At 64.7% G+C, this 20,018-nt stretch carries 24 protein-coding genes; 9 read left to right on the top strand and 15 right to left on the bottom strand.

The window, feature by feature from the left end:
* Positions 1-3: 3 nt before the first annotated feature.
* The 4 genes from ACQ4WN_RS22675 to ACQ4WN_RS22660 form a co-directional block, all read right to left on the bottom strand.
* Positions 4-534 (bottom strand): hypothetical protein, encoded by a 531-nt coding sequence (locus ACQ4WN_RS22675; protein ID WP_436553561.1) that lies wholly within the window; start codon positions 532-534, stop codon positions 4-6.
* Between the two features lie 100 nt (positions 535-634).
* Positions 635-1,828, bottom strand: coding sequence for an MFS transporter (locus ACQ4WN_RS22670; protein WP_436553560.1), 1,194 nt, complete (start codon positions 1,826-1,828; stop codon positions 635-637).
* Between the two features lie 84 nt (positions 1,829-1,912).
* Entirely contained in the window at positions 1,913-2,836 is a 924-nt protein-coding gene (locus ACQ4WN_RS22665; protein WP_436553559.1) for a LysR substrate-binding domain-containing protein, read from the bottom strand.
* Positions 2,833-3,597, bottom strand: coding sequence for an RNA methyltransferase (locus tag ACQ4WN_RS22660; RefSeq protein WP_436523528.1), 765 nt, complete (start codon positions 3,595-3,597; stop codon positions 2,833-2,835). The genes ACQ4WN_RS22665 and ACQ4WN_RS22660 overlap by 4 nt, the downstream gene beginning before the upstream one ends.
* 195 nt (positions 3,598-3,792) lie before the next feature.
* Here ACQ4WN_RS22660 and ACQ4WN_RS22655 point away from each other — a divergent pair, with 195 nt between their 5' ends.
* The gene (locus ACQ4WN_RS22655) at positions 3,793-4,575 is read left to right on the top strand and encodes an inositol monophosphatase family protein (RefSeq protein WP_035826389.1); all 783 of its coding nucleotides are present in this window, start codon (positions 3,793-3,795) and stop codon (positions 4,573-4,575) included.
* Between the two features lie 53 nt (positions 4,576-4,628).
* Here the strand turns inward: ACQ4WN_RS22655 and ACQ4WN_RS22650 are convergent, their stop codons facing one another.
* Genes ACQ4WN_RS22650 through ACQ4WN_RS22635 form a run of 4 tightly spaced genes read right to left on the bottom strand, consistent with a single transcriptional unit; the run spans position 4,629 to position 7,532 of the window.
* Positions 4,629-4,787 (bottom strand): DUF1427 family protein, encoded by a 159-nt coding sequence (locus tag ACQ4WN_RS22650; protein WP_436553558.1) that lies wholly within the window; start codon positions 4,785-4,787, stop codon positions 4,629-4,631.
* Positions 4,784-4,975, bottom strand: a complete 192-nt coding sequence (locus tag ACQ4WN_RS22645) for a DUF1427 family protein (protein ID WP_436553557.1) — start codon at positions 4,973-4,975, stop codon at positions 4,784-4,786. Before ACQ4WN_RS22645 ends, ACQ4WN_RS22650 begins: the two co-directional genes overlap by 4 nt.
* An 8-nt stretch (positions 4,976-4,983) precedes the next feature.
* Positions 4,984-6,834 carry an amidohydrolase gene (locus tag ACQ4WN_RS22640; RefSeq protein WP_436553556.1) on the bottom strand — a complete coding sequence of 617 codons (1,851 nt, stop codon included), beginning with the start codon at positions 6,832-6,834 and terminating at the stop codon, positions 4,984-4,986.
* 44 nt (positions 6,835-6,878) lie between these two features.
* A complete protein-coding gene (locus ACQ4WN_RS22635) occupies positions 6,879-7,532 on the bottom strand; it encodes a hydrolase (protein ID WP_436553555.1) in 654 nt (217 codons plus the stop codon).
* A 218-nt stretch (positions 7,533-7,750) separates the two neighbouring features.
* Here ACQ4WN_RS22635 and ACQ4WN_RS22630 point away from each other — a divergent pair, with 218 nt between their 5' ends.
* A complete protein-coding gene (locus ACQ4WN_RS22630; protein ID WP_436553554.1) occupies positions 7,751-8,005 on the top strand; it encodes a hypothetical protein in 255 nt (84 codons plus the stop codon).
* 31 nt (positions 8,006-8,036) lie between these two features.
* On the opposite strand, the gene ACQ4WN_RS22625 is transcribed toward ACQ4WN_RS22630, so the two are convergent.
* Complete coding sequence (locus ACQ4WN_RS22625) at positions 8,037-9,737, bottom strand: methyl-accepting chemotaxis protein (protein WP_436553553.1); 1,701 nt, start codon at positions 9,735-9,737, stop codon at positions 8,037-8,039.
* Between the two features lie 290 nt (positions 9,738-10,027).
* Between ACQ4WN_RS22625 and ACQ4WN_RS22620 the strand changes: the two genes are divergently transcribed.
* From ACQ4WN_RS22620 to ACQ4WN_RS22595, 6 genes are all read left to right on the top strand, one after another.
* Entirely contained in the window at positions 10,028-11,398 is a 1,371-nt protein-coding gene (locus ACQ4WN_RS22620) for a DEAD/DEAH box helicase (protein ID WP_131688001.1), read from the top strand.
* Between the two features lie 134 nt (positions 11,399-11,532).
* A complete protein-coding gene (gene otnI, locus ACQ4WN_RS22615; protein WP_436553552.1) occupies positions 11,533-12,324 on the top strand; it encodes a 2-oxo-tetronate isomerase in 792 nt (263 codons plus the stop codon).
* 88 nt (positions 12,325-12,412) lie between these two features.
* Positions 12,413-13,219, top strand: coding sequence for a hypothetical protein (locus ACQ4WN_RS22610; RefSeq protein WP_436553551.1), 807 nt, complete (start codon positions 12,413-12,415; stop codon positions 13,217-13,219).
* Positions 13,204-13,677, top strand: a complete 474-nt coding sequence (locus ACQ4WN_RS22605) for a hypothetical protein (protein ID WP_436553550.1) — start codon at positions 13,204-13,206, stop codon at positions 13,675-13,677. Before ACQ4WN_RS22610 ends, ACQ4WN_RS22605 begins: the two co-directional genes overlap by 16 nt.
* Positions 13,678-13,755: 78 nt before the next feature.
* Positions 13,756-14,175, top strand: a complete 420-nt coding sequence (locus ACQ4WN_RS22600) for a VOC family protein (protein ID WP_436553549.1) — start codon at positions 13,756-13,758, stop codon at positions 14,173-14,175.
* 110 nt (positions 14,176-14,285) lie between these two features.
* Positions 14,286-14,657, top strand: coding sequence for a TraR/DksA family transcriptional regulator (locus ACQ4WN_RS22595; RefSeq protein WP_436553548.1), 372 nt, complete (start codon positions 14,286-14,288; stop codon positions 14,655-14,657).
* 191 nt (positions 14,658-14,848) lie between these two features.
* Here ACQ4WN_RS22595 and phbB read toward each other — a convergent pair whose 3' ends face one another.
* Entirely contained in the window at positions 14,849-15,595 is a 747-nt protein-coding gene (gene phbB, locus ACQ4WN_RS22590; RefSeq protein ID WP_436553547.1) for an acetoacetyl-CoA reductase, read from the bottom strand.
* A 168-nt stretch (positions 15,596-15,763) separates the two neighbouring features.
* Between phbB and ACQ4WN_RS22585 the strand changes: the two genes are divergently transcribed.
* Complete coding sequence (locus ACQ4WN_RS22585) at positions 15,764-16,630, top strand: universal stress protein (RefSeq protein ID WP_436553546.1); 867 nt, start codon at positions 15,764-15,766, stop codon at positions 16,628-16,630.
* A 21-nt stretch (positions 16,631-16,651) separates the two neighbouring features.
* Here ACQ4WN_RS22585 and ACQ4WN_RS22580 read toward each other — a convergent pair whose 3' ends face one another.
* The 5 genes from ACQ4WN_RS22580 to ACQ4WN_RS22560 all read right to left on the bottom strand — a co-directional run bounded on the left by ACQ4WN_RS22580 (position 16,652) and on the right by ACQ4WN_RS22560 (position 20,009).
* The gene (locus ACQ4WN_RS22580) at positions 16,652-17,011 is read right to left on the bottom strand and encodes a hypothetical protein (protein WP_436553545.1); all 360 of its coding nucleotides are present in this window, start codon (positions 17,009-17,011) and stop codon (positions 16,652-16,654) included.
* Between the two features lie 195 nt (positions 17,012-17,206).
* Positions 17,207-17,773: a hypothetical protein gene (locus tag ACQ4WN_RS22575; protein WP_436553544.1), complete on the bottom strand. Its 567-nt coding sequence runs from the start codon at positions 17,771-17,773 to the stop codon at positions 17,207-17,209.
* Positions 17,774-17,899: 126 nt separating this feature from the next.
* Positions 17,900-18,643 (bottom strand): amino acid ABC transporter ATP-binding protein, encoded by a 744-nt coding sequence (locus tag ACQ4WN_RS22570; protein WP_436553543.1) that lies wholly within the window; start codon positions 18,641-18,643, stop codon positions 17,900-17,902.
* Positions 18,640-19,332, bottom strand: a complete 693-nt coding sequence (locus ACQ4WN_RS22565; protein ID WP_436553542.1) for an amino acid ABC transporter permease — start codon at positions 19,330-19,332, stop codon at positions 18,640-18,642. Before ACQ4WN_RS22565 ends, ACQ4WN_RS22570 begins: the two co-directional genes overlap by 4 nt.
* Positions 19,332-20,009, bottom strand: a complete 678-nt coding sequence (locus ACQ4WN_RS22560; protein WP_436553541.1) for an amino acid ABC transporter permease — start codon at positions 20,007-20,009, stop codon at positions 19,332-19,334. Before ACQ4WN_RS22560 ends, ACQ4WN_RS22565 begins: the two co-directional genes overlap by 1 nt.
* Between the last annotated feature and the right edge of the window lie 9 nt (positions 20,010-20,018).

Raw genomic sequence — 20,018 nt, 5'->3', positions numbered from 1 at the left:
GCCTTATGCGCTCAGTTCGGGCAGCGGTCCCGGATAGCCGATGGCGGCCCAGTGGGCGGCATCGGCATACCAGGCGCCGAGGATCAGATCGTGCAGGGCCAGATAGGCCGTCTGCAGGGTGGCCAGGCGGTGCGTACGCCACGACTGCAGGAAGGCGGCCACCTGGGCCGGGTCGGCCCCGGGCCAGCCGCCATGCACGCCGGCGACAAAGCGCCGCGCGGGTGCCAGCGCCAGCAGACCAAACAAATCCTGCACCTCCTGCTGCGCCGCCAGCGGCAAGCCACGGATGGCCGTGTCCACGCCGGCGATGGCGCCATCGAGTGCTGCGGCCCGCGCAGCCGCTTGCGGCGGCGGCAGCGCGCTGCCCAGCATGGCCGGTACGATGGCCGCCAGCGCCGCGCGCGCCTCGCCATCGAGCGCGAAGCGGCCAGGCGCCGCCGGTCCCCGCAGCACGCGGTACGCGGCGCCGCCGGCGGCCAGCGCACAGGCGCCCAGCAAGCCCAGTTTCAGAAACGATCTGCGTCGCATCAGCATGTCTCCACCACCATGTCTCCCCTTGTTTTGTACGGCCTTTTACAGGCCAGTGTACGCCAAAGGCAGTGGCTGTCCGCACGCAAAACCTAGAGCGTCGCATCTACTTTTTCGACGCAAGCCATAACAGCAGCATGGCCAGCAGCGCCGCCAGCGCGCCGCCGATGGCGATACTGGGCAAGCCGATGGCGACGATCAGCACACCGCCCAGCGCACCGCCGGCGGCCGTCCCCGCATTGAAGGCGGCGATATTGAGCCCCGCCGCCACCGCGTCGCTGCCCGGGCAATGCTGCTGCGCCAGGCGTAGCAAACGCATGGTCGACAGGGTCACGAGGGCAAAGAACAGCAAGCCCAAAGTGCCGCACAGGGCCAGCATGGCCAGTGGCTGGGCGCGCAGCACATAAAACCCCAGGAGGTTGCACGCCAGCGCGGTCAAAGCCAGCATGGTGGATCTGAATGCGGAAGGACGATCCGCGCACCAGCCGCCCAGCAGGTTGCCGCCGATGGCGCACGCGCCAAAGCACAGCATGGCGGCGCCCAGCCAGCCCGCATCAAGCCCGCCCAGCTGCAGCAGGAAGGGCGAGATATACGTAAAAAAACTGAAAGTGGCCACGCTGACCAGCGCCGCCACGCCGGCCGCCAGCAGCAGGGGCGGCTGCACGATGGCGCGCAGGCTGGCCAGCGGCGATGCGGCAACCGCCTCCTGGCGCGCGGCAGGCATGGCGAAGCGCAAGCCTGCGCCGCCGCACAGGGCCAGCACGCCGATGGCGACGAATACCCAGCGCCATGACGAGACGGCGCCCATCCAGGTCCCCAGCGGCACGCCGCCGGCCAGCGCCAGGGTCAGGCCCAGCCAGACGATGGACAGCGCCCTGCCCGCGCGGGAAGGGTCAACCAGGCTGGTGGCCGCGTGCGAGGCCACCGCCATGAACACGCCATGCGCGAGGCCGACGGCAAAGCGCACGCCCAGCAGCGCGCCCAGTGCCGGCGCTTGCGCCATGGCCACGCTGCCCAGCGCCAGCACGGCCATCGTCGCCACAAGGACCTGGCGCGTAGGCCGGCGTGCCAGCATGGCCGTCAGCACAGGCGCGCCGATGGCCGCCCCCAGCGCATACGCGGCGATGGCGCCACCGGCGGCGGCCACGCTGGCCTGCAAGTCGCGCGCCATGGGGGACAACAGGCCGGCGGCGATGAATTCGGACAGGCCGAAGGCAAAGCTGCACAGGGAAAGCAGATAAATGGCTGGCGGCAGTGCGGTGGCGGCGCGGGCAGAAGCGGAGGAGGCAACAAGGGACATGACGGTTCCAGGACAGGCAAAAACGCCATGCTGGCCCCTGGGCCGTCATCTGTAAAATATCTTATTTATCTTGAAACGAGACGCTTAACGTCTCAATCTAACGTCACACTGAGTGGCAGACAATCGCAGCTGCGCCAGCAGCCGCTCGCGCACGGGAGAATGGCGCTGCGGGTCCCACGCCATGTACAGGTCGAGCTGGCGCAAGGCCTCGGGCGCACCACTTTGCAGCGGGAGCATGACGACACCGGCGGGCATGGACACGGCCAGACCGGCCGGCAGCAGGGCCACGCCGAAACCGGCCGCCACCAGGCCCAGCACCGTTTGCAATCGGCGCGCCTGCTGCACCACCTGCGGCACGAAGCCCGCGTGCAGGCACAGGCTGGCCAGCTGGTCATGAAAACCCTGGCCCAGCGCACGCGGCGAAGCGACGAAATCGTCGCTGGCCAGCGCCGCCAGGTCCACCTGCGCCTGTCCCGCACAGCGGTGGCCGGACGGCAGCGCCACCAGGATGTCTTCGCCCGACAGGCGCTCGAAGCGCAAGCCTGGCGTGCTGCGCCCCGGCGCGCGCAGCAGGGCGATATCCACCTCGCCCTGCTCCAGCCACTCGACCTGCTGCTGCGTCGACGCTTCGCGCAAGGTAAATTGCACGGCCGGCGAGGCGGCGCGGAAGGCGCGCAAGGCTTGCAAAACGTAGGCATACGGCGTGATGTGGATGAAACTGAGGCGCAAGTGCCCCTCGATGCCCTGCGCCACGCGGCGCGTGGCAGCCACGCCCTCTTCCAGGCTGGCCAGCACCTGGCGCGCCGTGGCGAGAAAAGTGCTCCCCGCCGGCGTCAGGCTGACCTTGCGGTTGCTGCGTTCGAATACGGGATAGCCGAGCGCCTCTTCCAGGCGCAGAATCGCCTGCGACAACGGCGGCTGCGCCATGTGCAGCCGTTCGGCCGCGCGCCGGAAATTGAGTTCTTCGGCGACGGCGATGAACTGGCGCAGCAGCCGGGTCTCGATCATGGGCCTTTTTTCGCCATCGCCAGGATATGGCGCGCGATGCCGCGCAGGATATTGACTTCTTCCGTCTCCAGTCCCGTGCGCGAAAACAGGCGCTTTAAGCGCGGCATGAGCTTTTTCGGATTGTCGGCATCGAGGAAATCGATGGCCACCAGCGCCTGCTGCAAGTGATCGTACATGCCGTCGACCTGCGCCAGGCTGGCCGCGTCGCCGTGGAAACCGACGGGACTGGCGAGCTGTCCATCGCCCAGGGCCGCCACGCGACATTCATAGGCGACGACCTGCGCCGCCTGCGACAGGTTCAGCGAGGAATACGCAGGATTGGCGGGAATATTGATCAGCACATTGCATTGCTCGACGATCTCGTTGGGCAAGCCGAAGCGCTCGTTGCCGAAGATGACGGCGGCGTGCAAGTCTTCGCTGGCGGCCAGCTGGCTGGCGATGGCGCGCGGGGCGGTGACGGGCGGCGAAAATTCGCGCAATCTGGCCGAGACGGCCGCCGCGTAATTGCAGCCTTCGAGCGCTTCGGCAATCGAGCCGACGATGCGCGCGCCGGACAAAATATCCTGCGCGCCACTGGCGAAGGCCACCGCTTCCGCATCCGTCAAGGCATCGGGAAAACGGGGATTGACCAGCACCAGATCGGAAAAACCCATCGTTTTCATGGCGCGCGCGACGCCGCCAATGTTGCCAGGACGACTAGTTTCGACAAGAATAAATCGCAGGCGTTTGAAAAGAGACGTGTTGATTTCGGGCAGATTCATTTAAAATAGCGCTATTGCGCGGTATCGATACAAGAAATTTCGGGAAACGGAGTCACAAAACGCTGACTCCAGGCCGGGATTTTAACCACTTCGGCACCGCTCCGCTCTTTAATTCATTCTTGCACTCTATCGTACCGGCGCCGAAAGGCGACGCTGGGCGGTCGCGTGCTTTTAACGGAAGCTCACATGCACCCAATGCTCAACACGGCGATCAAAGCCGCCCGCCGCGGCGCCGCCGTCATCAATCGCGCCTCTTTTGACCTCGACCGCGTCGTCGTCACGGAAAAACAACATAACGATTTCGTCACCGACGTCGACCAGGCGGCCGAACAAGCCATCATCGAGGTGCTGTCCAAAGCCTACCCGGACCACGCGTTCCTGGCTGAGGAATCGGGAGCTTCCGCCAACTCGCACGACGAGAATGAATATCAGTGGATCATCGACCCGATCGATGGCACCACCAACTTTATCCACGGCTTCCCGCAATACTGCATCTCGATCGCCCTCGCGCATCGCGGCGTCGTCACGCAAGCCGTCATCTACGATCCTGTACGCAACGACCTGTTCACGGCCACCAAGGGCGCCGGCGCCTACCTGAACGAAAAACGCATCCGCGTCACCAAGCTGGACCGCATCTCGAACGCCCTGCTGGGCACCGGCTATGTGGCCGGCAGCGCCCGCGCGCTGGACGAATACCTGAAGATGTACGCGATCATGGGTGAACGCAGCCAGGGCGTGCGCCGCGCCGGCTCGGCCGCGCTGGACCTGGCCTACGTCGCTTGCGGCCGCCTGGACGGCTTCTATGAAAAAGGCTTGAAGCCCTGGGATATCGCCGCCGGCGCCCTGATGATCACGGAATCGGGCGGCATCGTCGGTGAATTTTCCGGCGAATCGGACTACCTGTACAAGGGCGACGTCATCGCCGCCAGCCCGAAGATCTTTGGCCAGATGATCACCTTGCTGACGCCATTTGCTTGATGTAACACAAGCAGCTCCCACGAAAAAACCGGCCCTGGCCGGTTTTTTTGCATTCAGGGGCTGACATGCCCCGCCACGACAAAACCCAGGGTCATGGCCACCACCATCGCCGCACCGATCGGCGTGGGTGGCGTGGGCGACGGCAGGTCGAACCAGCGGCAGGCCACGCCCACCAGCACGCCAAGCACGGAGCCGGCCAGCATCACGTTCATGGCGCCTCCCGCTTCAATGCACAGCGCTGCAGGTACAGGTCCGTCAACCAGTAGCCGCAGCTGGTCAGGAACACCAGCAGCGCAGCGCTCAGCACGGGAGGCGCCGGCACGGGGATGTGCGCCAGCTGGCAGAAAAACCCCACGACAAAGGCCAGCAGCAGGCCCAGCATCACTTTCCGGTTGCGCATATCGCCTCCTAGAATGCGAAGCAGCTGCAGCCCAGCGTGCCCCAGAAACCGGAAAAGTCGGCAATCGGCACGGCCGACTTGCGCGCCCGGTCATGGGCATGCGCATGCACGCCGCAGGCGCCCGCGCACTGGTGCGGCAAGGCCGTTTGCGCCGGCCTGGCCACGGGCCGGTAGTGTCCCGGCACCGTGCGCACGGGCGACCATTCGGGCAGCACGGGAATTGGCGGCGGCGCCAGGGAGGAAAATGGCCCCTGGCCGTAGACAATCTTGCCGCCCACCATGGTCAGCACGGATTCGATGGACTTGATCGCCTCTTCCGGCACGGCGAAATAATCGGCCGACAGCACGGCAAGGTCGGCCAGCATGCCCTCGCGGATGCGCCCCTTCTTGCCTTGCTCGCTGGAAAACCAGGCGCTGCCCGCCGTCCACAGCTCCAGCGCCGTGTCGCGCGACAATCTGCCCGCCGCCTCCGTCAGGGCCAGGCCGCCCACGGTGCGTCCCGACACCAGCCAGTACAGCGCCGTCCATGGGTTGTAACTGGCGACCCGCGTGGCATCCGTGCCGCCGCCCACGGGCACGCCCGCATCCAGCATGCGCTGCACGGGCGGCGTGGCCTTCGCCGCTTCAGCACCGTAGCGCTCGACAAAGTACTCGCCCTGGAAAGCCATGCGGTGCTGGATGGCCAGGCCGCCGCCCAGCGCCCTGACCCTGTCGATATTGCGCGGACTGATGGTTTCCGCATGGTCGAACAGCCAGTGCAAGCCGCCGAACGGCGTGTCGCGGTTGACCTTTTCGAACACGTCGAGCATGCGGCTGATCGATTCGTCATAGGTGGCGTGCAGGCGGAAGGGCCAGCGCTGCTCGACCAGGTGGCGTACGACCTTTTCCAGCTCGTCTTCCATGCCGGCCGCCAGTTCCGGGCGCGGTTCGAGGAAATCCTCGAAATCGGCGGCGGAAAACACCAGCATCTCGCCGGCGCCGTTATGCCGGTAAAAGTCCGTGCCGTCGCCGGGCTTGATCATGCCGGTCCACTTCTGAAAATCCTGCAATTCTGCGCCCTTGTTCTGCGTGAACAGGTTGTAGGCGATGCGGATGGTCAGCTGCTCTTTTTGCGCCAGTTCGTCGACGACGGCGTAATCCTCGGGATAATTCTGGAAGCCGCCGCCCGCATCGATGGCGCTGGTGATGCCCAGGCGATTCAGTTCGCGCATGAACTGGCGCGTGGAGTTGACTTGCAGTTCCAGCGGCAGCTTCGGGCCTCTGGCCAGGGTCGCATATAAAATCATGGCGTTCGGGCGGGCGATCAGCAGGCCGGTGGGATTGCCGGCAGCGTCGCGCACGATTTCGCCGCCCGGCGGGTTCGGCGTGTTCTTGTCGTAGCCGACGGCGCGCAGGGCGGCGCGGTTCAACAGGGCGCGGTCATACAAATGCAGGATAAAGACGGGGGTATCGGGTGCGGCCGCGTTGATTTCATCGAGAGTGGGCATGCGCTTTTCCGCGAACTGGAATTGCGTCCAGCCGCCCACCACGCGCACCCATTGCGGATTCGGCGTGCGCAAGGCTTGCTCCTTGAGCATGCGCAAGGCGTCTGCCAGCGAGGGCACGCCTTCCCAGCGCAATTCCAGGTTGTAGTTCAAGCCGCCCCGTATCAGGTGCAGATGCGAGTCGTTCAGGCCGGGAATCACCGTGCGACCATTCAGGTCGATCAGCTGCGTGGCGGGGCCGCGATGACGCATCACGTCTTCAGCGTCGCCCACGGCGAGAAATTTGCCATCGGCGATGGCGACGGCGGACGCCAGCGGCTGCGTCCTGTCGACCGTATGGAAACGGCCATTGAGTAAGATCGTGCTTGCGTTCATGCAGGTTCTCCGGAATCAGGTGCTGGACGATAATCGATGAACAATCAATGGCCTTCGCCGGCGTTGAACATGGATTTGGCGTAGATCAAGCCCAGTCCATAGCCGCCGCCGTGCGCCACGGCCGTCGCCACCGTTGCATTGTAGGTCTCGCCGCGGGCCCAGTCGCGCTGCAGTTCCAGCAAGTATTGCACGGACGTCATCGGCTGCGCGCCCGCCTGCAGCATGCGCTGCATGGCCATCGCATGCGCTTCGTCGGACACGTCGCCACTGGCGTCGGCGATCACATACACCTCGAATCCCTGTTCCAGCGCCGACAGCGCGGGTCCCACGATGCAGACGGACGTCCACAGGCCCGCCAACACGATCTTGCCTTTGCCGTAGCCATTCACCTTGTCGGCGATACGCGCATCTTCCCAGGTGTTCATGGTGGTGCGGTCGATCGGCGTCTGTGCGGGGAAGACGGACTGGATTTCATCGAAGATGGGGCCGGAGAAGGACTTGGACGCCACCGTCGTCAGGATCGTCGGCACCTTGAATTCAAACGCCGCCTTGGCCACCAGCGCCGCGTTGTTGCGCAGCAGGGCCAGATCGATGGAGCGGGTGGCGAACGCCATCTGTGACTGGTGATCGATCATGATCAGGGTATGATCGTTCGGGGTCAGCAGTTTTTGTGCGGCTTGTGCGGTAGCGATAGGCATGATGTTTTTCCTTAGTGAAAATAATTGAATATTAAAACGGATGTCGTTCTACGGAGTTTTTGCTCCTGCCCTTGCGTCACGCTGTGTGTGCCGAGCCAGTGCTATGCAGTATGGACGAGATATTTTGAAAACAAAAACGGAAAGAATGCCAAGCTATATTCGAATTTTTCGATAATGAAAATGGCGCGCGTGCGCGCGCCACAACATCAGGAGAAAACATGGGATTTGAATTCAGAATCACGGCCAGCCTGACGCAGGAACAGCGCCTACACATTGCGCAGTTGCCAGAGTTGGCGGCGCCGGCGCCGCAGCCGCCCGGCAGCGCCATGCCCGACACCGAGGCCAGGCTGACGGACACCGGCCTGTATGTCTGCCAGCACCTGCGCCCGGACCCGTGGCACAGCTTGGCCGTCCTGCGCGCCTGGCTCGAGGCACAGGGCGTGCGCTACACCGTCGAGGAGGTCGACGACTAGGCCAGCAAGGCGCCGTCAGCGACAGCCCTGGCTAAAACTCTTCCCATTCATCATTTTTGGCGAGGCGCTGGCTGTCGCCCGCCTGTGCAGGGCGGGGCGCCATGGCGGGCGCGCGCGCGGGCAAGCGCGCAACGGGGCTCGCTTCCTTGCGGCGCGGTGCCGGCGGCGCGGCATCCACCTGCGCGATCCTGAACACGCTCACCGCGTCCGCCAGCCGGCCGGCCTGCTCCTGCATGGCTTCCGCCGCTGCGGCAGCCTCTTCCACCAGCGCAGCGTTTTGCTGGGTCACCTGGTCCATTTCGCTGATCGCCTGGTTGACTTGCTCGATGCCGGCCCGTTGCTCATCGCTGGCGGACGATATCTGCCCGACAATGCTGCTGACCTTGTGCACGCTATCGACGATCTGGCGCATGGTGTGGCCCGCCTCGTCGACCAGGCGCGCGCCACTCTCCACCTGGGCTACCGAATCATTGATCAAGCCCTTGATTTCCCTGGCGGCGCCGGCCGAGCGTTGCGCCAGGTTGCGCACCTCGGTGGCGACGACGGCAAAGCCGCGCCCCTGCTCGCCCGCCCGGGCCGCCTCCACGGCCGCGTTCAGGGCCAGGATATTCGTCTGGAAGGCGATGCCGTCGATCACGCCGATGATGTCGACGATCTTGCGCGACGATTCGTTGATCGACCCCATGGTGTCCACCACTTGCGCCACCACTGCGCCGCCTTTGCCGGCCACGGCAGAGGCCGACGCCGCCAGGCCGTTGGCCTCGCTGGCATTCTGCGCGTTCTGCTTTACCGTGCTGGTCAGTTCCTCCATGGACGAGGCCGTCTCTTCCAGCGAACTGGCCTGCTGTTCCGTGCGCGCCGACAGGTCGAGGTTGCCCGAGGCAATCTGGCGCGCGGCCGTGGCGATGGCCTGGGTGCCGCCGCGCACTTCGGTGACGATGCGCAGCAAGCTGGTCGTCATGTCTTTCAATGCCTGCATCAGCTCGCCCGTCTCATCCTTCGAGCGCACTTCCACCTGCACCGTCAAGTCGCCCTGCGCCACCTGCCTGGCCACGTCGATCGCCGAGCGCAACGGCGCGCTGATGTTACGCGCCAGCCACCAGGCGATCATGGCGGCCAGGATCAGCGCCACCGCGCCGCCACCCAGCAAGGTCCAATGCGTCTGCGCCTGCAAGGCCGCCGCAGCTTCCGAGCGCCGCGCCAGCAGCGCCGTTTCCGCCTGGCCGATCTCGCCCAGCAGTGCCCGCATGCCATCCATGCCCCGCTTGCCCCTGCCCTCCTTCACCAGTGCCAGCACGGGCTCGATGGCAGCCGTGCCCTGCGCCACTGCGCGCCGCATGGCGATCACGGGATCGAGCGCTCCGGCAAGCCAGGATTGCTTGGCAACATCGAGCTTCGCCAGGCGCTCCTGCTGGGCAGGGTTATCGCTGGTCATGTCGCGCGCCTTGGCCAGGTGCGTGCCAAACGCGGACTGCCCCGCCTTGTACGGCTCCAGCGACGCCTCCGCGCCCGTGATCACATAGCCGCGCTGGCCCGTTTCCATGTTGATCAGGCTTTCCAGGATCGCGCTGTTTTCAGCGAGGACCTGGTAAGTGTGGGTATTGATGGCATTGGCGTCAGCCAGGCGCGAGACATTCAGCGTGGCGACAGTGACCAGGGCGGCCAGCAGCAGGACGATGGTGCCGAAACCGCCATACAGGCGGGTGGCGATGCGAAGATCGGCGATACGCATGATATTCCTCCAGGAATGAACACCCCGGCGCCACGGTGAGTCCCGCGCATGGAGTGCTACAGGCGATAGTAGTGAATAACGACCATCAGGAGCGCGCCCTTGCCATGCATTTCCTTTACTTGCAGCATGGCGTACTTGAAACAAACTCAGCGCTTTTTTGCCATGCTGTTATACTTCGCGTGTGCGGCACATATGACCAGTCCCCTTGCCGCTGTCTTTCGACCCCTAATCTGATTGCCTGCGACTGGCGCCCCCCGATGGCGACAGGCCGATCTCACAATAAAGTTACCATGTCCTTTTCCTCCCTCGGATTGTCCGACGCTATCGTACGTGCCGTTACCGAACACGGCTACACCGTGCCGACCCCGATCCAGACGCAGGCGATTCCCGCCGTGCTGGCTGGCGGCGACTTGCTGGCCGGCGCACAAACCGGCACCGGCAAGACGGCCGGCTTCACCCTGCCCTTGCTGCACCGCCTGTCGACCGACGCAAATGGCGCGGCCATCACCAGCAACACGTCCACGCGCCCGATCCGCGCCCTGATCCTGGCACCGACGCGCGAACTCGCCGCGCAGGTCGAGGAAAGCGTGCGCACTTATGGCAAGTACACCAAGCTGAACTCGACCGTGATCTTCGGCGGCGTCGGCATCAACCCGCAAATCAAGCAGCTCAAACACGGCGTCGACGTGCTCGTCGCCACGCCGGGCCGCCTGCTGGACCACATGGGCCAGGGCACGGTTGACCTGTCGAAAGTGGAAATCCTGATCCTCGACGAAGCCGACCGCATGCTCGACATGGGCTTCATCCGCGACATCAAGAAAGTGCTGGCCGTGTTGCCGCCGAAACGCCAGAACCTGCTGTTCTCGGCCACGTTCTCGGAAGAGATCAAGGCCCTGGCCGACGGCTTGCTGAACAAGCCGGCCATGATCGAAGTGGCGCGCCGCAATTCGACCGTGGAAGTGATCAAGCAAAAAATCCATCCGGTCGACCGCGACAAGAAGCACCCGATGCTGTCCTATCTGATCAAGTCGAACAACTGGACGCAAGTGCTGGTGTTTACACGCACCAAGCACGGCGCCAATAAACTGGTCGAGCAACTGGGCGCGGACGGCATCGGCGCCCTGGCCATCCACGGCAACAAGAGCCAGTCGGCGCGCACGCGCGCACTGTCCGAGTTCAAGGATGGCACCCTGCAAGTGCTGGTCGCCACCGACATCGCCGCGCGCGGTATCGATATCGACCAGTTGCCGCACGTCGTCAACTACGACTTGCCGAACATCCCGGAAGACTATGTGCACCGTATCGGCCGCACGGGCCGTGCCGGCGCCAAGGGCGAAGCCGTATCGCTGGTCTGCGTGGATGAGCACGAAATGTTGAAAGACATCGAAAAGCTGATCAAGCAAACCCTGCCGCGCGAAGTCATCGAAGGCTTCGAGCCAGACCTTAACGCCCGCGCCCAGCCTGTGCAATTGCGCAGTGGCACCGGCGGCCACCGCAACAACAGCCGCGCGCCAGCTGGCGCCGTGGTGCGCGTGAAAACCGGCGGCAGCGGCGCCAAGCCACGCAGCGCCGGCCCGGCGGGCGGCGGTGGCGGTGGCAACCGCAGCGGCAATGCGCCGCGTTCGGCAGCCAACCACAGATCTGGTGGCCGCGGCCGCTAAGACGCGCGGGTAAGCGCGTATCGCAGCAATAAATAACCGTTCCAGGACTTGCTTCTGGAACGGTTTTTTTATGCACACCACCGATTGCCGATTTGGGCTAGGATAGCAGCCATCATCCCCACCTGCGTGCTGCCATGCCGAACTTCGCTGCCAACCTCAGCATGATGTTTACCGAACTGCCTTTCCTGGACCGCTTTGCCGCCGCCAGGGAGGCTGGCTTCGATGCCGTCGAATTCCTGTTTCCCTATGCCGTCGAGGCGCGCCAGATCGCCATGCGGCTGGAACGCCACCATTTGCAGCTGGCCGTGTTCAACTTCCCGCCCGGCGACTGGGAAAACGGCGAACGGGGCATCGCCTGCGATCCGCGCCGGAGCGAGGAATTCCACAGCACCGTGCAACTGGCGCTCGACTACGCGCTGGCGCTGGGCGCGAAACAGCTGCACTGCATGGCTGGCATCGTGCCGCCCGGCATGAGCCTGGAGCGGGCACGGCAAAGCCTGATCGGCAACCTGCAATATGCGGCCGACGCCTGCCTTCCGCATGGCATCAACGTGCTGATCGAGCCGATCAACCACTACGACATGCCCGCTTACTTTCTGAACCATAGCCAGCAGGCGGCCGACATCATTGCCGACTGTCAGCGCAGCAATATCTTCCTGCAGTACGACATTTATCACATGCAACGCATGGAGGGCGAACTGAGCAACACCATCCGCGCCCTGCTGCCCCTGATCCGCCACATCCAGATCGCCGACACGCCGGGCCGCCACGAACCGGGCACGGGCGAGATCAATTACCGCCATCTGTTCAAGTTGCTCGACGAGGTCGGCTACGCAGGCTGGGTCGGCTGCGAATACCGTCCCGCCAGCAACACCGTGGCCGGACTGGACTGGCGCGAACAATTGACTGACATCGCGGGCACCTGATCGCAGCGCGCTTGCGCCCGCACAAGGCGGGCGGCGCAGGCTGCCACCACAATACCTTTCCATACAGTATTTCCTGTCGAGAGGTGACGTGTCCGCCCTGCCCACCCGCCATCGCCGCGCCCTTTGCCTGCACCTCTGCCTGACTATGGTGCTGTGCGGCTGCGCCACCGCGCGCACCGAGCTGGCGCAAGTGCGCGCCCTGGCCGCCGGCACCGATGCCCTGAGTGCCTTCAACGAGCTGTCGCAGCGCCACGTGGACAGCTACCAGCGCGCCCGTCCCTTTCTGTCGCCAGCCGAAGACGCGCGCGAACGCCTGCTCGATGCGCAGCGCCACGCCGCGCAAGCCGATGTCGCGCGCCTGGCGCAGGCCGTGCGCCTGTACCTGCAGGCGCTGGGCCGGCTGGCACAAGCCGAGGCGTATGACGTGCAGCCCGAACTGGCCAGTGCCGGCGCTGCCATCCGCGCCTGGCCGGGCAGCGGCATCGACGACCGGCACGTCAGCGCCTACACCCTGTTACTGCAGCAACTCGCGCGCCTGGGCGGTGCGGCCAGCCAGCAGGGGCACCTGGCGCAGGTGCTGCACGACGGCGACGCGCCGCTGCAAACCCTGCTGGCCGCGCTGGACAGCTTGCTGGCACTGTACGACAAGAGCGGCGATAACGAGCGCGACATGGTGCTCGGCTTGCTCGACGTGGAAATCGCGTATGCCGACACGCCGCAGCAGCGCCTGCTGGTCGTACTGGCGAGAAACATGCAGCAAAGCAAAGCCGAGGAATATCGCCTGATTGGCCTGCGCCATACGCTGACGCGCCGGAAACTGGCGGCACTGGGGCGCGACCATGCCCACCTCGCTGCCACCCTCACCACCACGGAGGCACAATGGACGGATCGGTAGACAGGAGCAGCAGTAGCGAGCGCCGCGAAGCGGCTCTCAGCAGCGCCATGCGCGTCGAGCAACTGGCCGACAGCCTGTCGCAGGCGGCCGTCACCCTGCATGGCGCCGTCATGCGCGCCATCCGCAAGCGCGCCAGCCAGGGAGCAAACGGCATCAGCCACGGCCAGGCACAGGCCGTCTTCGCCCTGGAAGTGGCCTTGCGCCAGCAAGCCAATCAGTTGTATGCCGATGCCGCAGGTCACACGGTGGCCGGCCTGGAAACGGCGCAGCGCCAGCTCAGCGGCCTGCTCGACACAGTGCGCCTGCGCATCGCCCGTAACGACGACGTGCGGCACTGGATCAGCCTGGCGACGAGCTTGTTGCAGCTGGGCAGCGCCGTCCTGGCCGGCAATCCCGAGCGCATCCTCGGCACCCTGGGCAAGGTGCGTGAGCGGCTGCAAGAGACGGCGCCGGACTGATTGAAATTGGCCAGCGAGCACCTATACTGGGACGTCCCGCATGGCAATCGTGCCGGCGGGCGACCAGAGGGGGCCAATATGCGTATCGAACCGTATTTGCAATTCAATGGCAATTGCGCGCAAGCGATGGAATATTACCGCCAGCACCTGCATGGCACAGACCTGTGCCTGATGCCGTTTCGCGGCTCACCGGGCCAGGAGCAAGTCAAGGAAGACTGGTACGACAAGATCATGCACGGCTCCGTGCAACTGGGTCCCACCATGCTGATGGGCTCGGACGGCGGCTGCACCGAGGATGGCGCCAAGGGCATGAGTGGCTGCTCGGTCTGCCTAACCCTCGATACGCCGGAGCAAGCGGAACGGGCTTTCGACGTACTGGCGCGTGACGGCAACATCCAGATGCCGCTGACGGAAACGTTCTGGGCCAAGCGCTTCGGCATGCTGAAAGACCAGTTCGGCGTGGCCTGGATGGTCAACTGCCTGAAAGAACCAGCATAGAACGGCCCATGCCTGCCTGCGCCGTATCAAACGCAGCGCGGGCAGTCGCGCAAGCAGGGCGGCCAATCTTGGATTACCATAATGGAAGTAAGCTCTACCGGGTGACAACCATGAATGGATTGCCGCAAGACCAGTTGCAGCGCCTGCAGGGCACGCTGGAGCAACGCAAGCTGGCGTTGCTGGAACAGATCGAGAACGAAACGGCCGAAGCGGATGCGCGCGCCTCGCTGCTCAATGAAATCGAAGCCTCGCCGGCCGACAACGCCAGCGTGCACACCTTGAACGCCCTCGTCAGCGAAGCGGCCGAGCACAACCTGGCGCAGCTGGCCATCATCAGGCACGCGCTGGCCAAGTTTGCCGATGGCAGCTATGGCCTGTGCGACAACTGCGGCGAAGCCATCGGCCTGTCGCGCCTGAATGCGCGCCCCGAAGCGCGCCTGTGCATCGATTGCCAGACGCGGCTGGAAAAAAACCAGCGCTGACCTGGTGCTGCGGCAAGGCAAGGGGGCAAGGCATCGCTGCCCCGCTCCCCTGCTTTCCCTCCGCGCTGCCATGCGGCCTGTCGTCCTCCGCCAGCCTCTGTGTGCCGGTAGGATGGACGGGTCTCCTCTACTGCCATTGCCCTGCTGCAAGCTGCACGCTTGCTTGACTCAGCTTGCTTGACTCAGCATGCTTAACTCATGTGCTGCCCGCCATTGATGGCGATATTCGCGCCCGTGACGAACGCCGCCTCGTCGGACGCCAGGTAGGCCACCAGGGCAGCGACCTCGTCCGGTTCGCCCAGGCGGCCCAGGGGAATCTGCGGCAGTATCTTCGTTTCCAGGATATCGGCGGGCACGGCTGTCACCATCTGCGTGCGCAGGTAGCCGGGCGAGACCGTGTTGACAGTGATGCCGTGGCGCGCCACTTCCAGCGCCAGCGCCTTGCTGAAGCCATGCACGCCCGCCTTGGCGGCCGCATAGTTGCACTGGCCAAACGCGCCCTTCTGGCCATTCACGGACGAGATGTTGATGATGCGGCCCCAGCGGTTGGCCAGCATGGGTTCCAGCACCTGCTTGCTCATGTTGAACAGGCTGTCGAGATTGGTGCGCATGACCTCGGCCCAGTGCGGCAATTCCATCTTGCGCATGCTTTGGTCGCGCGTGATGCCGGCGTTGTTGACCAGCACGTCGATGCGGCCAAACTGCGCCAGCACGCGTGCCACGGCGTCGCTGCAGGCAGCAAAATCGCTCACGTCGATGGCCAGCGGATGAAAATAATACTGCTGCGCCTGCTGCTCGTCGAGCCAGCTTTCCACGCGCGCATTGCCCGGCGTGTGCGCCGCCACGACGGCAAAGCCCGCCGCATGCAGGCGCTGGCACAAGGCCGTGCCCAGACCACCCATGCCGCCCGTGACCAGCGCTACCTTTTGTTCCTTCATTGCTGTCTCTCCCCGCTTGTTATGGTTGTTCTGCGTGGCATCAAGTGTAGGAGCAGTGTTTATCGCCAGCTTTGCGCCAGATCAAGTGCTCAGCCTGATGCAGTCGTGCGCGGCCGACGCCCCGGTCTGTGCCAGAATGAGATTCACTCCACAGCGAGAGGCTACGCCATGACCTACAAAACCGTGCTGCTGCACATCGACGACAGCGCCGGGCGCGCCGCCCGCATCGAAGCGGCCGCCAGCATCGCCCAGGCTTGCGGCGGCCACCTGACGGGCGTGGCGCTGACGGGCGTGTCGCGCCTGCTGTACCAGAACCAGCCCGACCTCGATGCGGACCCTAACCTGAGTCTGCACCTCAATTTCCTGAGAGAACGGGCGACGCGCGCCCTCGACGGTTTCGAGGCGCGGGTGCGCGCGGCCGGCGTCGCCTCGTTCGAACAGCGCGTGCTCGACGACGAGGCGGCAGGCGGCATCAGCCTGTTGGCCCGCTATGCAGACCTGGTGGTGATCAGCCAATACAATGCCAAGGATAAATCGCCGTCCGTGATGCGCGACTTTCCCGCCTACGTGCTGCTGCATTCGGGCCGCCCCGTGTTGATCGTGCCGTATGCGCCACCGCTGCCCCTGCTGGCGCCGCCAGCGGCCGCGCGCAATGTGCTCATCTCGTGGAATGCCAGCAAGGAAGCGAGCCGCGCCGTGACCGCCGCCCTGCCCCTGCTGCAGCGCGCCGGCCAAGTCCACGTGGCCATCTTCGATGCCCAGGTGCATGCCGCCGAGCACGGAGAACAACCGGGCGCCGAACTGACGCACTACCTGGCGCGCCACGGTGTCGAAGCGCGGCTGCATTTGCTCGATGGCGGTGGCGTGCGGCGTGGCGATATTGGCGAAGCGCTGCTGTCGCAGGCGGCGGACCTGTCGGCCGATTTGCTGGTGATGGGAGCGTATGGACATTCGCGCCTGCGTGAAACCATCCTGGGCGGCGTCACGCGCACGATTTTGCAGAGCATGACGATTCCCGTGCTGATGGCGCACTAGAGCGTTGAAAAGATGGCAGGGCTAGGCGCCCTGCCAGGGCTGGCTGCGGATTTTCGCCACCTGGCGCTTCGCCAGCCATTGCCACAGTTGCAGCGCGTCGCCCTGCGGCAGGGCCGACATGCGGCGCGGACTGGCCAGGGCGATTTCACAATCGCGGTCCGACCATTCTTCGAAAGTGACTTCGCCTCCGCTAGCGACCTCGACCTGATACATCAATCCATCGTCGTAGCCAAAGCGCAACACGACGGCGGCCTGGCTGCCGTCCGGCGTGATGGCGCCGCCGCGGTAGACTTCGGCCAGCGCATCGGCCAGCTGTGCTGGCGAGGGCGCGCAGATGTCGCGCCCATCGGCCCGTGTCAGAATGAACCATGCCTGTGTCATGACGCGCCCTCCTATTCATACTCGTTAGCATGCGAGGCAAGTACTACAGGCAGTCACCTTGGTCCAGTTCACTTCGGGCGCACGGAAACTATCCCTGTCGGCATTGTTTACCAATAATTACGAATACTGACAGGTATCATACCTAAATTTCGTGCGGCGCGGCATTTATGCATCTTGCACGGCGGGTGTGCCGATTCACGCCACCAGCACGGGAATGCTGAGCGGATCGAAGTCGTGCCAGTCGCCATTGGCAATCGTGCCTTCCGCTTCCTCGATATGCTCGGCGCCCAGCCGGTGCAGTGCTTCAAGCGCCCGTTCGCGCTCGTCGAGGCCGCCCAGCGCCACCGCGATCAGCATGCCCGGATGCCTTGGCTGGCGGCGGTTTTCACCAGTCTTTTCGCCATGCTTCTCGGACTCGCCCGCCTCCTTCATTTTATTGAGACTGTAGAGCGAGCCCACGTGGGCGCCCACCAGCGCCCCCACCACCGGACCCAGCGGCCCTGTCGCCAAGGTGGCGGCGGCACCGATGCCGGCGCCCACGGCGGCCCCGACCGCCACGCCTTCCACCACGCCTTCCGGCGTCTCTTTGGCGCCAGGCGACATGTCGCGGTCGCCACCGAGCGCATGCAAATCATGCTGGCCCGGCTGGTTGACAAAGAAGGCGCTGATGCGGCTATCGGGAAAGCCCGCCTGATTCAGGGCGGCGCGCGCGGCGTCGATCTGCTCTTGCAACTGAAAATGACCTGCGATGATGCGTGACATGATACGGCCCTCCTGGTCGGCTGCGGGCGCACCGTGCGCCACCGTTCCAGCGTGCGCCTGAGCGCAGCGAAATACCGTACGCTTACGCACACAGCCGCTCACTCATGTGCCCACTCATGTGCCCACTCATGCGGATACGCCGAACGGACTGCGTATATCGGAGAGAAATTGCTGTGCGCGTGCATGTTGCGGCCGCGCAAAGAAATCTTCGGGCGTGGCCCGCTCCAGCACTTGCCCGTGATCCATGAACCAGACGCGGTCCGCCACATCGCGCGCGAAGCCCATTTCGTGCGTGACGCATACCATCGTCATACCGCCCTGCGCCAGGTCGCGCATCACTTGCAGCACCTCGCCCACCATTTCCGGGTCCAACGCGCTGGTCGGCTCATCAAATAGCATCAGCGGCGGCTGCATGGCCAGCGCACGGGCGATCGCCACGCGCTGCTGCTGCCCCCCCGACAAAGCCGCCGGCATGGCGCGCGCCTTGTGCGCCAGCCCCACTCGCTCCAGCAGGGCCAGCGCCCGCTCTTGCGCTTCGCGCCGGGTGAGGCCGCGCAAGCGCTGCGGCGCCAGCGCGCAATTGTCCAGCACGGATAAATGGGGAAACAGGTTGAATTGCTGGAACACAAAACCGATGTGCGAGCGGAAGGCATTCACGTCCAGCCCCGGCGCATGGATATCCTGGCCCGCCACCGTGATGCGGCCCGAAGCGATCGTCTCCAGGCGGTTGATGGTGCGGATCAGTGTCGACTTGCCGGAACCGGACGGGCCGCACACGACCAGCACTTCACCCTTGGCGACGTGTTCATTGATGCCGCTCAAGGCGTGATAGTCGCCATAGTATTTGTTGACGTTGTCAAAGGTAATCATGCTGCCGCTTTCAAGAGTCGCGCCTGGCGCCGCTCGAGCCAGAAGGCGGCGCGCGACAGGCTGAAACACAAAACAAAATACGTCATGCCCAGCAGGAAATACACTGGCACGGGCTTGGTCAACACCAGGCCGTTGACTTGCGAGGCGATGAACGACACTTCGGCCAGGCCGATGATATAGCCGAGCGAAGTTTCCTTGATGGTCGAGATAAACTGATTCACCAGCGAGGGCAGCATGTGGCGCAGCGCCTGCGGCAGCACCACTGAGCGCATGCTGTCCAGGTAATTCAAGCCCAGCGAACGGGCCGCTTCCACCTGTCCCCGGGGCACGGCTTGCACGCCGGCGCGCACGATCTCGGCCAGGTAAATGCCGTCGAAGATGACGAGGGCCGCCAGCATGGTGCCGAATTGCCCGCTTTCGTGGCCCGTGAAGCTGGGCAGGAAAAAATACGCCCAGAAGATGACCAGCAGCAAGGGGATGCCGCGCACCACGTGGATCAGCGCGGCGACGGGCCAGCGCAGCAGGCGCCAGGGACTGAGGCGCGCCAGCCCCAGCAGCAAGCCGAACGGCAGGCTGAGCACCAACGCCAGGCTCGCCAGCAGCACCGTCAGCGCCAGACCACCCAGCGGCCCCTCGGGATAGCGTCCCACGAGGAAATACAGCCAGTAATCGTGCAGCAGTTCCAGCATCAGGACACCTTCCTTTGCAGCAAGGCCGCCAGGCTGGCGATCAGCAGGGAGACGGCCAGGTAAGCCACGCTGGCGAAGGCGAACGCCTCGACGCTGCGGAACGAGGCCGCTTCCACGCGCTGTGTCTGGTACATCAGCTCGGCCACGCCGATGACGGTGGCGATGCTGGTGTTTTGCCACAGGTTCAGGGTTTGCGACAGCAACGGCGGCGCGGCCAGGCGCAGCGCCTGCGGCACGATGCACAGGCGCATGGTGGCGAGAAAGCTGAAACCCAGCGCCCGGCCCGCCTCGAATTGCTGGACAGGAATGGCGCGGATACCACTGCGGATGTCTTCCGCCATGTAGGCAGCCGTGTATAACGTCAGGGCAGTGACGGCGCTGGCCGCTTCGATATTGCCGGCATACAAGCGCTCCTTCCAGGTGTCGGGCATCAGTTCGGGCGCGCCGAAATACCAGAACAGGAAGTGGGCCAGCAAGGGCACGTTGCGGATCAGCTCGACGTACGCGGCCCCCAGGGCATTGAGCAGGCGCGACGGGGCGAGGCGCAGCATGGCCACGCCGCACGCCAGCGGCAAGGCCAGCAGCAAGGTGATACCCATCAGTTGCAAGGACAGCAGCAAGCCGGACAGCAACCAGTCGCGGTAGTCGCCGGCCAGCAAAAAGTTCAGATCAAACATGCGGAAGAG

This window comes from Janthinobacterium pasteuri (genome assembly GCF_051380775.1).
Taxonomy (GTDB): Bacteria; Pseudomonadota; Gammaproteobacteria; order Burkholderiales; family Burkholderiaceae_D; genus Janthinobacterium.
Note: the sequence above shows the minus strand (reverse complement) of the source record. Positions and strands in the feature narration are given on the sequence as shown.

Coding starts and splice junctions, on each gene's coding strand:
- ACQ4WN_RS22675 (WP_436553561.1), bottom strand. CDS start 534: ATGCTGATGCGACGCAGATCGTTTCTGAAACTGGGCTTGCTGGGCGCC.
- ACQ4WN_RS22670 (WP_436553560.1), bottom strand. CDS start 1,828: ATGTCCCTTGTTGCCTCCTCCGCTTCTGCCCGCGCCGCCACCGCACTG.
- ACQ4WN_RS22665 (WP_436553559.1), bottom strand. CDS start 2,836: ATGATCGAGACCCGGCTGCTGCGCCAGTTCATCGCCGTCGCCGAAGAA.
- ACQ4WN_RS22660 (WP_436523528.1), bottom strand. CDS start 3,597: ATGAATCTGCCCGAAATCAACACGTCTCTTTTCAAACGCCTGCGATTT.
- ACQ4WN_RS22655 (WP_035826389.1), top strand. CDS start 3,793: ATGCTCAACACGGCGATCAAAGCCGCCCGCCGCGGCGCCGCCGTCATC.
- ACQ4WN_RS22650 (WP_436553558.1), bottom strand. CDS start 4,787: ATGAACGTGATGCTGGCCGGCTCCGTGCTTGGCGTGCTGGTGGGCGTG.
- ACQ4WN_RS22645 (WP_436553557.1), bottom strand. CDS start 4,975: ATGCGCAACCGGAAAGTGATGCTGGGCCTGCTGCTGGCCTTTGTCGTG.
- ACQ4WN_RS22640 (WP_436553556.1), bottom strand. CDS start 6,834: ATGAACGCAAGCACGATCTTACTCAATGGCCGTTTCCATACGGTCGAC.
- ACQ4WN_RS22635 (WP_436553555.1), bottom strand. CDS start 7,532: ATGCCTATCGCTACCGCACAAGCCGCACAAAAACTGCTGACCCCGAAC.
- ACQ4WN_RS22630 (WP_436553554.1), top strand. CDS start 7,751: ATGGGATTTGAATTCAGAATCACGGCCAGCCTGACGCAGGAACAGCGC.
- ACQ4WN_RS22625 (WP_436553553.1), bottom strand. CDS start 9,737: ATGCGTATCGCCGATCTTCGCATCGCCACCCGCCTGTATGGCGGTTTC.
- ACQ4WN_RS22620 (WP_131688001.1), top strand. CDS start 10,028: ATGTCCTTTTCCTCCCTCGGATTGTCCGACGCTATCGTACGTGCCGTT.
- otnI (WP_436553552.1), top strand. CDS start 11,533: ATGCCGAACTTCGCTGCCAACCTCAGCATGATGTTTACCGAACTGCCT.
- ACQ4WN_RS22605 (WP_436553550.1), top strand. CDS start 13,204: ATGGACGGATCGGTAGACAGGAGCAGCAGTAGCGAGCGCCGCGAAGCG.
- ACQ4WN_RS22600 (WP_436553549.1), top strand. CDS start 13,756: ATGCGTATCGAACCGTATTTGCAATTCAATGGCAATTGCGCGCAAGCG.
- ACQ4WN_RS22595 (WP_436553548.1), top strand. CDS start 14,286: ATGAATGGATTGCCGCAAGACCAGTTGCAGCGCCTGCAGGGCACGCTG.
- phbB (WP_436553547.1), bottom strand. CDS start 15,595: ATGAAGGAACAAAAGGTAGCGCTGGTCACGGGCGGCATGGGTGGTCTG.
- ACQ4WN_RS22585 (WP_436553546.1), top strand. CDS start 15,764: ATGACCTACAAAACCGTGCTGCTGCACATCGACGACAGCGCCGGGCGC.
- ACQ4WN_RS22580 (WP_436553545.1), bottom strand. CDS start 17,011: ATGACACAGGCATGGTTCATTCTGACACGGGCCGATGGGCGCGACATC.
- ACQ4WN_RS22575 (WP_436553544.1), bottom strand. CDS start 17,773: ATGTCACGCATCATCGCAGGTCATTTTCAGTTGCAAGAGCAGATCGAC.
- ACQ4WN_RS22570 (WP_436553543.1), bottom strand. CDS start 18,643: ATGATTACCTTTGACAACGTCAACAAATACTATGGCGACTATCACGCC.
- ACQ4WN_RS22565 (WP_436553542.1), bottom strand. CDS start 19,332: ATGCTGGAACTGCTGCACGATTACTGGCTGTATTTCCTCGTGGGACGC.
- ACQ4WN_RS22560 (WP_436553541.1), bottom strand. CDS start 20,009: ATGTTTGATCTGAACTTTTTGCTGGCCGGCGACTACCGCGACTGGTTG.